Origin of the sequence: Amycolatopsis thermoflava N1165 (genome assembly GCF_000473265.1) — a bacterium.
Taxonomy (GTDB): domain Bacteria; phylum Actinomycetota; class Actinomycetes; order Mycobacteriales; family Pseudonocardiaceae; genus Amycolatopsis_E; species Amycolatopsis_E thermoflava.
Map to the genome: position 1 here is coordinate 4554960 of NZ_KI421511.1, position 12463 is coordinate 4567422.

Annotated in this window: 11 protein-coding genes; 9 read left to right on the forward strand and 2 right to left on the reverse strand. The window is 69.6% G+C overall.

The annotated features are described in order from the left end of the window. Positions 1 to 20: 20 nt before the first annotated feature. From AMYTH_RS45500 to AMYTH_RS45505, 5 genes are all read left to right on the forward strand, one after another. A complete protein-coding gene (locus AMYTH_RS45500) occupies positions 21 to 2561 on the forward strand; it encodes a helicase HerA domain-containing protein (protein WP_051362784.1) in 2541 nt (846 codons plus the stop codon). 14 nt (positions 2562 to 2575) lie between these two features. After that, a complete protein-coding gene (locus AMYTH_RS0122405; RefSeq protein WP_027932197.1) occupies positions 2576 to 3628 on the forward strand; it encodes a replication-relaxation family protein in 1053 nt (350 codons plus the stop codon). A gap of 32 nt (positions 3629 to 3660) precedes the next feature. After that, positions 3661 to 4638 (forward strand): C40 family peptidase, encoded by a 978-nt coding sequence (locus AMYTH_RS0122410; RefSeq protein WP_027932198.1) that lies wholly within the window; start codon positions 3661 to 3663, stop codon positions 4636 to 4638. Positions 4639 to 4986: 348 nt separating this feature from the next. Further along, positions 4987 to 5640 carry a restriction endonuclease gene (locus AMYTH_RS51245; protein WP_410468337.1) on the forward strand — a complete coding sequence of 218 codons (654 nt, stop codon included), beginning with the start codon at positions 4987 to 4989 and terminating at the stop codon, positions 5638 to 5640. Positions 5641 to 5811: 171 nt separating this feature from the next. Continuing rightward, on the forward strand, positions 5812 to 6666 hold the full coding sequence (locus tag AMYTH_RS45505; protein ID WP_037322637.1) for a hypothetical protein: 855 nt from the start codon (positions 5812 to 5814) through the stop codon (positions 6664 to 6666). 191 nt (positions 6667 to 6857) lie between these two features. Here the strand turns inward: AMYTH_RS45505 and AMYTH_RS0122425 are convergent, their stop codons facing one another. Next, positions 6858 to 7133 (reverse strand): hypothetical protein, encoded by a 276-nt coding sequence (locus tag AMYTH_RS0122425; RefSeq protein WP_027932200.1) that lies wholly within the window; start codon positions 7131 to 7133, stop codon positions 6858 to 6860. A 293-nt stretch (positions 7134 to 7426) separates the two neighbouring features. On the opposite strand from AMYTH_RS0122425, the gene AMYTH_RS48045 reads away from it, so the two are divergent. After that, positions 7427 to 8026 (forward strand): NUDIX domain-containing protein, encoded by a 600-nt coding sequence (locus AMYTH_RS48045; protein WP_228684910.1) that lies wholly within the window; start codon positions 7427 to 7429, stop codon positions 8024 to 8026. A gap of 1100 nt (positions 8027 to 9126) precedes the next feature. Here the strand turns inward: AMYTH_RS48045 and AMYTH_RS47150 are convergent. Then, positions 9127 to 9909 carry a DUF7662 domain-containing protein gene (locus tag AMYTH_RS47150; RefSeq protein ID WP_051362785.1) on the reverse strand — a complete coding sequence of 261 codons (783 nt, stop codon included), beginning with the start codon at positions 9907 to 9909 and terminating at the stop codon, positions 9127 to 9129. A 177-nt stretch (positions 9910 to 10086) separates the two neighbouring features. Between AMYTH_RS47150 and AMYTH_RS0122445 the strand changes: the two genes are divergently transcribed. Genes AMYTH_RS0122445 through AMYTH_RS49965 form a run of 3 tightly spaced genes read left to right on the forward strand, consistent with a single transcriptional unit; the run spans position 10087 to position 12462 of the window. Further along, positions 10087 to 10401, forward strand: a complete 315-nt coding sequence (locus AMYTH_RS0122445; protein ID WP_027932201.1) for a WXG100 family type VII secretion target — start codon at positions 10087 to 10089, stop codon at positions 10399 to 10401. Positions 10402 to 10404: 3 nt separating this feature from the next. Next, a complete protein-coding gene (locus AMYTH_RS49960; protein WP_209440784.1) occupies positions 10405 to 11316 on the forward strand; it encodes a putative T7SS-secreted protein in 912 nt (303 codons plus the stop codon). A gap of 3 nt (positions 11317 to 11319) precedes the next feature. Further along, on the forward strand, positions 11320 to 12462 hold the full coding sequence (locus tag AMYTH_RS49965) for an SMI1/KNR4 family protein (protein WP_063630401.1): 1143 nt from the start codon (positions 11320 to 11322) through the stop codon (positions 12460 to 12462). Position 12463 lies beyond the last annotated feature (1 nt).

The window sequence follows — 12463 nt, forward strand, 5'->3', positions numbered from 1 at the left end:
CCCCGGAAGGAAGTTCCGCTATGGCTCCGCGCGCCGCGGCATCGCCGATGCTGCAGAACTGGGTAGGTGACTACCTGCGCGACCCCGGCGGCACCACCGCCGAGCTGCTCGCCGTCCTTCGGGGCTGGGCGCTGATGTGGGGACCGATCATCGTTCCCACGCTGCTCCTGGCGGTGGCGGGTGGGGTCGCGGCACGGTGGTGGTGGCTGCGGCGCCGGCACGCCGCGCTGCTGGTCGATGCTCGCCGGATCACGGTGCTCGCCCCGCCCACCGTGGATCCCGCCGGCGGGGCCGCGGTCTGGTCCAACCTCGTCGGCCTGCTGCGCCCGGCGTGGCGGCGGTGGTGGGCCGGGCAGCCCCACCTGGCGCTGGAGTACGTGTTCGGCGAGCACGGCGTCACCGTGCAGTTCTGGGTCCCCGGCGTCATCCCGCCCAACCTGGTCGAGCGGGCGGTGGAGGCCGCCTGGCCCGGCTCCCACACCCGCACCAGCCCCGCCACCTCCCCCTTCCCCACCCCGGCAACCGGGCAACGGCGGATCGTGGTGGGCGGGCAGCTGCGCCTCGCCCGCCCCGAATCCCTGCCGATCCGCACCAGCTTCGACGCCGACCCCATCCGCGGCCTGCTCGGCGCGCCGGTCGGGCTCGGCCGCGACGAGCACGCCTGCGTCCAGATCCTCGCCCGCCCCGTCACCGGCCGCCGCGCCGCCCAGGCCCGCCGCGCGGCCCGCCGGATCCACCACGGCTCCTCCCCCCGCCTCGGCGGCCGCATCCTCGACGCCCTCACCCCCGGCGCGAACGCCACCCGGCGCGGCCGGACCGCGGACGCGCGACGGATCAGCCAGGACCCGCAGCTATCGCTGGAGTACTCCGCCCAGAACAAGGCCATCGTGGGCAAGCAGCGCGGCTCCCAGTACGAGACCCTCGTGCGCTACGCCGTGACCACCGACCTCCCCACCGACGCCTCTGACGAGCTGGTGCGGCAGGCTCGCGACACCGCCCGCGGGCGGGCCCACGCGCTGGCCGCCGCGTTCGCCGCCTACACCGAGCACAACCACTACACCCGCACTCGCCTGCGCCACCCCGCCCAGGCGCTCGCCGCCCGGCGGCTCGACCGCGGTGACGTGCTGTCGGTGCCCGAGCTGGCCGCGATCGCGCACCTGCCCACCGACGCCGCGATCCCCGGTGTGGAACGCGCCGGCGCGAAAGCCGTCGCCCCACCACCCGGGGTCGCCACCCCCGGTCCGCAGGTCAAACCACTCGGCCGCGTCGACACCGGCCACGCCCGCCCGGTCGGGCTGCGAGTCGCCGACGCTCGCCATCACCTGCACGTCCTCGGCGCCACCGGCTCCGGCAAATCAACCCTGCTCGGCACCCTGGTCCTCGACGACGCCACCCACCACCGCGGTGTCGTGGTGATCGACCCGAAGGGCGACCTCGTCACCGACATTCTCAACCGCTTGCCCCGCGCCGCGGCCGAGCGGGTGGTGCTCTTCGACGCCGACTCCCGCCACCGCCCACCCGTGCTCAACCCCTTGGAGGGCGGGGAAACCGACCGGGAGGTGGACAACCTCGTCTCTGTCTTCCGCCGCGTGTACTCGGCGTTCTGGGGACCACGCACCGACGACCTCATGCGCGCCGCCTGCCTCACCCTGCGGGCCCGAGACGGCGTGCCCACCCTGGCCGACCTGCCCAAGCTACTGGCCAGCGAGGCGTTCCGGTCCCGCATCACCGCCGGCCTGACCGACCCGGTGCTCACCGGGTTCTGGCAATGGTACGACGACCTCACCGACAGCTCCCGCAGCCAGGTGATCTCGCCGCTGATGAACAAGCTGCGCGCGTTCCTGCTGCGCCCCTTCGTCAAAGAAGCCATCGCCGGCGGCCGCTCCACCGTGGACATGGGCCAAGTGCTCGATGAGGGCGGCATCTGCCTCGTCCGGATCCCCAAAGGCTCGCTCGGGGAGGAAACCACCCGCCTGGTCGGCTCACTGGTGGTCGCCCGCACCTGGCAGGCCACCACCGCCCGCGCCCGCGTCCCGCAGCGTCTGCGGCCCGACGCCAGCCTCGTGGTCGACGAATGCCACAACTTCCTCAACCTGCCCTACCCCCTGGAAGACATGCTGGCCGAGGCACGGGGATTCCGGGTGGCGATGACCCTGGCCCATCAGCACCTCGGCCAGCTGCCCCGCGAGCTGAAGGAAGGCATCTCCACCAACGCCCGCTCGAAGATCTTCTTCTCCGCCAGCCCCGAAGACGCCCGCGAACTCGCCCGCCACACCACACCCCGGCTCTCCGACCACGACCTGTCCCACCTCGGCGCCTACCACGCAGCCGCCCGCCTGGTCGTCCACGGCGAGGAAACCGAACCCTTCACCCTCACCACCACCCCCCTGCCCGACCCGATCCCCGGACGGGCACGGGAAATCCGCGCCGCACTGCGCGCCCAGCGCCGCGCACACAGCACCGGCGCGAGCACGCCCACCACCACGCGGGCCCGGCCGGCCACACAGCGGGTTCCGGAGTCCCGGCCGCGCAAGACGGACCCACGCCGCGCCCGCCCCTGACCTGAGGACCGCCTGTGATCACGACGACCACGCGTCAGCACACGCTGCGCGGACACCTGCCCGGCCGTCGCAGCCCCCGCGCCGCCGGCTCGGTCGAGCACCAGGCCATGCTCGCCGCCCGGCTCACCGCCCGCGACCGATGGATCCTGGCCCTGCTGCACGAACACCGGGTCCTCACCAGCAGCCAGATCCAGGACGCCGCGTTCCCCTCCGGCCGCTCGGCCCGGCAACGGCTGCGCGATCTCTACCTGTGGCGGGCCGTGTCGCGGTTCCAGCCGTTCCGGCAACACGGTTCCGCGCCCATGCACTACGTCCTCGGGCCCGCCGGCGCCGCGGTCCTCGCCGCCGAGTACGGCCTGGAGGTCAAGGAACTCGGCTACCGCCACGACCGCGCGATGAGCATCGCCCACAACCAGCGCCTCGCCCACACCGTCGGCGTCAACGACTTCTTCACCGCCCTGATCACCCACACCCGCGCCACCCGGGTCGAGGCGCTGGTGGCGTGGTGGTCCGAAGCACGCTGCGCCCGCCACTTCGGCGACCTCGTCATCCCCGACGGCTACGGTCGCTGGCGCACCACCGCCCGCGAGATCGAGTGGTTCCTCGAGTTCGACACCGGCACCGAATCCCTCACCAAGGTCGGCCGCAAGCTCATCGGATACGCCCGGCTGGCCGAGGCCACCGGCATCGCCACGCCCGTGCTCGTCTGGCTGCCCACCACCCGCCGCGAAGCCGGCGCCCGCACCGCGCTGGCCCGCGTCCACGCCGACCTCGACAACTGGCGCGCCGTGCCGGTCGCCACCGCCGCGGCCGACCAGCTCAACCCGCGCACGGCGCACCCGAGCCCCGCCGAGGCCGTGTGGCTGCCACTGACCACCGCACGCGCCGACCGCGCTGGACCCCGCTACCCCCTCGCCGACCTGCCCGACGCCTGGCCCGGCCTCCCGCCACCAGCCGACCCCGCCGCCCGCGACGAGGACACCGACACCGCGTCCGCCGCGCCCTACCGGCTACCACCGCCCAGCCCGCTCCCGCCACGCGCGACGCCCAACCGGCTCGCCCGCTAACCGGCCGCCACGGAAAGGAGCCGAGCCGGACCATGGGAAGCAAACTGGTGGCCGGCATCGCCGCCCTCATCCTGGCCATCCCGCTGCTCCTCGCCGCCGGGATCGCCGGCGTCGTCAGCGCCCTCACCGGCAGCAGCGCCGCGGACTCGCTGATCTGCACCCCGGACGGCACACCCACCGGGACGGTGCCGGGCTTCACCGCCGAGCAGATGGGCAACGCGGCCATCATCGTGGGCGTCGGCAAGCAGATGCGGGTGCCCGAACAGGGCTGGGTCGTCGCGATCGCCGCCGCCATCCAGGAATCCGGACTGCGCAACCTCGACTACGGCGACCGCGACAGCCTCGGCCTGTTCCAGCAACGCCCCTCGATGGGCTGGGGCACCCCCGCACAGATCACAACACCCACCTACGCCGCGACCCAGTTCTACCAACACCTGCTCACCATCCCGAACTGGCAAGCCATGAGCATCAACGCCGCCGCCCAAGCCGTCCAGCGCTCCGGCTTCCCGCACGCCTACGGACCACACGAAACCGACGCCCGCCGCATCGTCGCCGCCGTCGCCGGCATCCGCTGCGAACCAGCACCCGCCCTCGCCGGAACCGGAGACTGCGACAACATCCAAGCACCCACGTCAGCGGCGCTGACCGCCATCAACTACGCCTGCGGCCAACGAGGACTGCCCTACGTCTGGGGCGGCGACGGCCCCGGCGGTGGCGATCGCGGATTCGACTGCTCTGGGCTGACCAAAGCCGCCTACGACGCCGCCGGAATCACCCTCCCCCGCACCGCCCACGCCCAATTTCACACAGGAACCCGCGTCCCAGAAGGATCCCCCCTGCTTCCCGGCGACCTCGTCTTCTACGGCACCCCAGCCAGCATCACCCACGTCGCCCTTTACATCGGCAACGGCAAGATGATCAACGCACCCACCTTCGGCAGCCCCGTCCAGATCGACAACTACCGCTACCCGAACGACAACTACGTCGGCGCCACGCGGCCCTTCGATTGACCACACTTAAGACTTTCACTGTGAGCGGTAATTTTCGAGGGCGTATACGCAGGCGCGGCTAGCTGTGTCGTCCCAGCACCTCCGGTTACGAGCCGCGAGTGACCGTCGAGGCGATGCGCGTGGCGCGCCACGCGTAGGCGTGAAGGTGTGGTCAAGAGCTAGGCTAAGCTTCGGATCATCATGGGTGACTCAGGGGATGCTCCAGTGCGTCAAACGTTGATAGAATCCGGCATTCCTACACATTGGAGGGATCTGGAAAAATCCGCAGGGCGGATTCTTAGCGAATGTGGTTTCGAAGTCTAAGTCGGTGCGACGTTGGACTCTGCGCGCGGCTTGGTTGAATTCGACGTGTGCGCCCGAGACGCCTCGGCTGCACCCTCAACACTGATCGTGGTCGAGTGCAAATTGTGGAGGCGCGCTGTCCCGCAGGGCGAGGTTCATATATTCCGCACCACCCTGGCCGATGTAGGAGCAAGCATTGGTTTCGTGGTGTCCTCCAGGGGATTTCAGGCTGGCGCCCGGAGGGCCGCCACCCACACTAATGTCCGTTTGGTCACCTGGGAAGAGTTTCAGTCGATACTTATAGAGCGCTGGTATCAGAACCATATGCTGAATGTTATTCGCAGGGAATCACTTCGCCTATTCGGCTACACCGTGAACCAGGGAGCTTTCTTTATGGAACTCTTCTGGCATTCTCAGGATGTGCACGAGGAAGCACAAGAGCTGTCAGACAAGTATTATTCATTAGCCGACTTCACGCGGACGCTCCTGTGGTTCAAGGGCGCTATCGCAAACGACGAACCTCGGATGCTCCAGCTGCCATTGAGGTGTCTGCTGGCAGAACGCCATCACCGATGGCCGTCCTTGCCAGACGACGTACTCGACGCACCCGCCCTCCGACCGCTGTTAGCAGCTCTAGTGAACCACTTCCGACAGGCGATTGCAGAATTCAACCACGTCCTCGGATACCGAACCGACGAGTCGCTATACAGGTTTCCGTAGGTCCTGCAAGCAACCACCTTTCGCAGATTTACGTCGACAGATCGCTTGACATGGGGGCGGTGATGAAGCGTCCATAGTCGTGTAGCCCGAACCACCGGACGCGCACCGGCGGGCCACCGCCCCGGCCGGGGCATGACCACTTAATTCCTTCCAGCACACCGGGAGTTCGTCATGTCCCGTAAGAACCGCAAGAACCGGACTACCTCCGCTACCGAGGAACGTCACCTTCACGCCGTCGCCGACGGCCCCAATCAGCGGCAGCCCGCCGCGACGACCACAGCGGGCAAGCTTCGCGCAGCGTTGGCCGACAATCCCGGTTTCACCACGGCCGAGCTGGCGCTCGCGGCCGGGGTCGGCCGTTCGACCGCCGGTAAGATCTTGGCCCGCTGGGACCGCGACGGTGTCGTGATCCGCACCGCTGGCACCGGTCCGCGCGACCCGGACATGTGGTCCCTCGCACCGTCTGCCACCACCGTCGCGCCAGACGTCGAGCAACCCGGCACCCCGGAGACGGCGCCCGGCACCTCCCCGCGAGCCGATAGCACCACCGATGCCGGTGTCCCCGCCGCCAGCGAGCATGACACCGCACCGGAGGCCGCGGCCACCGACGCTCCCCACGACGCGGCGACTCCGGCGGCGGAGGACAACGCACCCGGCGACGGTGCTCCCGCCGCGTTGCCCGAACCACCGTCGGCCCCTCCTGCGGACAGTTCGAACCCGACCGAGCCGTCTGCGGACGTCTCGGCCGCCGACGCGGAAACCGCCGCCGCGCCGACGGCCGGGACGAGGTTGCCCAAGGGCGGGCTGCGTGCCCTGGTCGAGGAGTACCTGACCGCGCACACGGGCCAGAGTTTCGGGCCCGCCAAGATCGGCAAGGACCTCGGCCGCTCTGGCGGTGCGGTCAACAACGCCTTGGAGAAGCTCGCTGCCGACGGGTACGCGATCAAGACCTGCGAAGCGCCCAAGCGGTTCGCAATCAATCCGGCGAAGACCGACGTCCCACAGGAGGCCCGGGACACGGCGTAGACCGAGCCCCATCCGAACGCCATGTGGTCGTCGCCCCTGCAGGGCGACGACCACACTCGCGCGTCCGACAGGGCAGGTGACCCACACCTGGGTGCTCCGGAACGACATCTTCGTGACAAAGCAGAGCCCCGGCCCGGGGGACTTGCAGGTGCACCGGGCCGGGACTCCTCTGTGCGCCTGGTCTGTCCTGGTCAGGGGCGGCGCACGTCTTCGGCCGGGTCGTCGCCCGGTTCCGGTGGCAGCGTCTCACCGCTGCCCAGGATCGTGATCGTGCCGTCGTGGCCCTCGTGGTAGGACTCGCGCGACCGGTTCGCGTCCTTCACCAGCGGCTCCCGCTGGAACTCCCTGTAGGCGAAGGTCATCGAGTCCTCCTCCCGGCGGCGGCTCGGCGGGCGCACGATCCAGCTCGGGATCGGCTGATCGTCCAGCCGGTCGATGCGGCCGGTGGCCGAGATGTTCACGCTCATCGGCGTGGCTCCGGCCGGTAGCAGTCGCAGCGGTGGGTCATGTGGTCGTTGACCGAGCACACCAGTGCCGTGCTGGACTGCGGTGTACGGCGGGGCCCCAACGGCCGCTCGTCGTCGGCGGGCTTGTTCTCGGGCTTCGGCCGGCCACCTCGGGTGCCATGCGTCGAATGATCACCGCACGTAGCCGGGCACAACACAGCACGAACACCCGTATTCGCGCCGGTCAGCAGCCCCACCTATGCCTCCCACGCCTAGATCAGGCACCGGGAACGGGGCACCGGTAGCCTCGGCGCGTGGACCTGGTGCCCTTCGACGAGTACGTACGCTCCCTGAACCGTAAGCGCATGTCGGCGGGCGTTCTGTTCTACGACCGGGAGGACCGGGTGTTGCTCGTGCAGCCGTCGTACAAGCCACACTGGGACGTGCCCGGCGGCGCGGTCGACGCCGACGAGGCTCCCTGGACCACGGCCGCCCGCGAGGTCCGGGAGGAGATCGGCCTGACCCGGCCGATTGGCCGACCACTCGTCATCGACTACCTGCGCGACGACGGGCGCTTTCCCGAGGGCCTGGCGTTCATCTTCGACGGCGGGCTGATCAGCGAGCCGCAGGTGGCCGACCTCGACCTGACCGATCCGGAGATCCTGTTCGCCGGGCTCTACTCGCTGGATGAGGCGACGGTGATGTTGAAGCCGTCGTTGCTGGCCCGGCTGACCGTCGCGCTGGAGGCCGTCCATTCGGGTGGTCTCGCGCCGACACCGTGGCCCGCATCGAACAGGGCACCCGCACCACCACGCGCCCGGGCACGCTGCGCAAGCTCGCGCAAGCCCTGCGCGTCACCGTCGCCGACCTCCTCGGCACCACACCCGCACGCCGGGCCGCCGACCTCGATGTGACCCCGCTACGGGACGCGATCACCGCGATTGACGACCTGCCCGGCCTGGACTTCGCCGAGACGCAGGACGTGATCCCGCTCGACCAGCTCGCGGCGACCGCGCACGGCACCTGGCAGGCCTACGTCGACGGCAGGCACGCCGAGCTGCTGCACGCGCTGCCCACGGTGCTGGTCGACGCCCGCCGCCTGGCCCGCGCCGCACACGGCGACGAGAAAGCCGGGGCACACCGCGTGCTGTCCACCGCCTACCGGCTCGGCGCCGGCATGGCCGCACGGATGGGGTTCGACGATCTCGCCTGGTCCTCGGCCGAGCGGGCCCTGGAGGCGGCCCGACACTCCGACGCGCCGGAGGTGGAGACGGCGATCTCGATGCGGTACCTCGCCTGGACCCTGGTCCGCCAGGGACGACTCGACGACGCCGAGCGCGTCGCGGTGAAGGCCGCGGAACAGATCCAGCCCACCCTGCTCGACCGGGACGTCACGCGCGCGGGGATCTTCGGCAACCTGTTGTTCAACGCCGCCACCGCCGCCGTCACCGCCGGACGAGCAGAGCGCGCGGACGACCTGCTGGCCGAAGCGCAAGCGGCCGCAGTCCGGGCCCGCAGCGACAGCGCGAGTGAGGCCGCGATCTTCGGTCCCCGCGTCGCCGCGCTCCAGCTCGTCGACAGCACCGCACGCGCCGGGGACCCGGAGAAGGCACTCCGGCTCGCACAGGCGGTGCCCGAGGCACGCGGGGAAGTGCCGGCCTTCTGGGAAGCCGGGCACCGGCTGCGCCTGGCCGCCGCCTCGCTCCAGCTCCGCCAGGACCGGCACGCGCTGCGCTACCTCGCCGAAGCTCGCGACCTCGCGCCGGACTGGGTACGGACGCAGCCGCTCGGCGAGGCCGTCATGGCGCGGCTCGTGGAGCGTGCGCCCCGACGCCTCGGCCCCGAGTTCGCCAGGCTCGCAGCGCACTTCGGAGTGGTCGCGGCCGAGCCCCTGACAGAAACGCCGTAGTCACGTTACCGGCCCGACCGCTGGCGGGACTTCGTTCCCGCTGCCAGGTCGGTCTACTCGTCGCGTGTCCACGTCGTGGGTGATCGTGCCGGGATTGTCGGTGTTTTATTCCGAGGCGTCCAGGCCGCTGTCCCGGTTGATCACTACGGCCTCGCCGTCCAGGTAGGTCAGCGCGAGCGCCGCGTGCTCCGCGAGTACCCGCGCCGTCTTGCGGCCCAGGGGCAAATCCTCTGATTCGTCGCCTACAGCGATGATCGCCGAAGTGGCAATCGCCATCGTGGCGGTCCCGCCTGCCGCGAAGTGTGCCTTCAGCTCCTGGTTGAGCCGCTGGCTCGTCTGCTGCGACGCACTTGGCCGCCGATACTGAGCGGCCCGTCTGCGCAGCTCGACCGACTCGCCGACGTAGACCTGCGGGCGTGCGTCAGTGGCCGGGCCGCGCAAGGTGAGCCGGTAGATCCCGGGTAACCGCGGAAGCTCGGGGAACGCCAAGTCGCCGGCCTCGTCGAGCGAGACGGGACCAGCGTGTTGCCACGTCATGTGCACTCGCACGTCCAGCTCGGCGAGGTCGCTCTCGTTGACCAGCACGGCGGCCGCGGTCTCGGATGCGCGCCGCCGCCCTCGGGCGAGATAGCTTCCGCCGACCTTGCCGCGGAGCAGTCGCACTTGCTGCTGGATGAAGTCCACGTGGTCCACGTGCCAGTCCGCCTCGCGCCAGGCCTGGGCCTGGACCGAGCTGCTGTTGGCCCACCACTGGCGGCGCTCGTAGGCGGACGGTGGCAGGCCGCCTACTAACCCCGCCACCTCGTCGAAGGTGAATTCAACGACACGCTGACCGGTTCTCGCGGCAGCGATCAGCCGGTCGGCGAGCTGCCGATACTTCGCGCCCATGCGCCTCCTGATGTCTCCTTCGGCGAGAACGCTCGCTCCGTCGGCTTCAGGACATGATCACCTGACCCAGGGGCTTCGCCGTTAAGCCAAAAGGGTGAATTGATCGATGTGCAACAGTACGTGCTCGTCCTCTGACCTAGAGTGTCGCGGGCTGGACCTTGGGGAGGGGAACGCTCGGTGGGGATAGAGGTCGATCCCGATGCGCTTCGGGACCTCGGTCGGGACATTGCCGATCTGCTCGGGATGCTGAGCCAGCTTCAGATCCACATGATCGACTGCGATCGCAAGTTCGTCGGGCACTCCGGCCTCGCCGACTCCTACGACTCGTTCACCGAGCGCTGGGCGGTCGGTGTGGCCGCGTTGATGGAAGACGCCGGGTCCATGTCGGAGCAGCTCGTGCAAGCGGCTGACGCCTATGAGCGATACGACCAGGGCGTGGGCGAGAACCTGCGCGGCATCCTCGGCGACCTGTCGAACGGCGGACCGCGGTGAGCCGTGCCTGAGTTGGGCGAGACCAGCGACCCGAAGGCTCTGGTGCCGGGTGATCCGCTGGAGATCCGTAAATCCGCCGTGCACCTCCTGCGCTACGGTCGAGCCCTCAACGAGGTCGGCGACGGCTTGAAAGACCTGGACAGCAGCCACTGGAAAGGCGCCGCGGCCGACGCTTTCCGTGAGAAGTTCGAGGCCGAACCCACCCGGTGGCAGAACTGCGGAGATGCGTTCCTCGACGCCGAGACCGCGATTCAGGCGTACTGCCAGCAGCTGAGCTGGGCGCAGGATCAGGCTGGCGAGGCAATCAGACTGCGGGACCAGGGGCAGCAAGCCACTGACGCCGCGCAGCAGCAGGAGATCCCGCCGGCCGACGATCCGGGTGAGGGGCTCCGTCGTCAGGCACAGGACCTCCTGAACCGGGCCCGCCAGGGCGTCGACGAGACCGCGTGGCGGGTCGTGGGCATCCTGGACCGCGCACAAGCGCTGGCGCCACAGAAGTCACGGTCCGGGCCGGTGTCGGTCACGGTGCCCGAGCAGTACCGCATGGAGTTCCAAGGCTTCAACTACGTCGTTCTGGACTCGCGCACCTACCCCGAGGCCGCGCAGCACGCGTACGAGGCCACGCACGGCATGTCCTGGCGAGGCGAGCAGGTCAAGGGCGGGGCGCAACCAGTCGAGCTGACCATCGACCGGCCGGGCCGTAAGGACCGTCGGCGCGAATCCATGAAGCAGGTTCCGGATACTCAGTCCGGCCTTGACCGTGACGAGTACCCGCCCGCCCTGTTCGCCGAGGGCGGTACCGGATCCAGCGTGAAGTACATCGACGCCAGCGACAACCGGCGGGCCGGTTCGGCGATCAGGGAGCAAACCAAGAACCTCGCCAACGGCGAGGAAGTCATCGTGGTGGTGAACTGAGCTATGACACCCGAGGTCGAACGTCCCCCGCTGCAACGGCTTCTCGATCAGGCCCGCGCACCGCTCGGGCCGTTGATCCGGCTCGACCTCGGGGAGCGCACCGGTCCCTTGGGCGAGCTGGCCACCCTGCTATCCCAGGTCAACGGATTCACCGTCTTCAACGCCGGCATACAGGTCTTTCACGCTGGAGCACGCGGTCTCGGCCCCGAGCTGGAGCACTGGAACGCGGCCGACACCTGGAAGGACAGCTACTTAGGCCTCGCGGACAACCTGTTCTGCTTCGCCCAGGACTTGTTCGGTCAACAGTTCGCCATCGAGGACCGCGCCCGGGTCGTGTTGTTCGACCCCGAGACCGCGGAACGCGAACCGATCGGAACCAGCCTCGACGAGTGGGCAGCGTGGCTGCTGACCGATCCCGACGTCAACGGTACCTACCGTTACGCCACGGCGTGGCAGCATGCTCACGGAGCCCTGGACCACGATCAGCGCCTGATCCCCTGGCAGCTGTTCAGCCTCGGCGGCAGCTACGACTTCGACAACATCGCAGTGAAGGACGCCGTCGAGTGCATGCGCATCCGCGGCCCCTTCGCCCAGAAGATCCACGACCTACCCGACGGGGAGCACATCACCCTCATGCCCGAGCAGCCCCGAACCGAGACCGGCGAACGCCTCGCCTACGCCGAACTCGATGTCTTCGCCGACTACAACTCGTTCATTCTCCGCGACGAGTCGAACGACCCCACACTGTCCTTCGACTTCACCGACGCCACCACCGCCGATCTCGTGGCCACCGAACAAGGTGTCCTCGGGGTCGGCACCGCCCGTCGAGTCGAGGTCCCCGTCATCCTGGATGTCCGCCGCAGCGAGCCGGACGACAGCCTTGACGACTGGGACCACGTCACCGAGGGCGGCGTGTCCGCCCCAACCGGACGCCTTGTCGCAACGAGCGACGACGACCCCGACGATATGCCCGTCACCGAAGTCCCGCCCGGCGACTACGCCGCCCGGATCTACTACCGCGGACTACGGACCATCTCCTCCGACGGCATGCACGGCAACGACCTTTACCGCGTCGTGCTGTGGCCCGGCGAGCCGCGGCCCGCGCGCGTGGTCAAGCGGTTTCATGGAGAGTTGCCTGGAGGCTGAC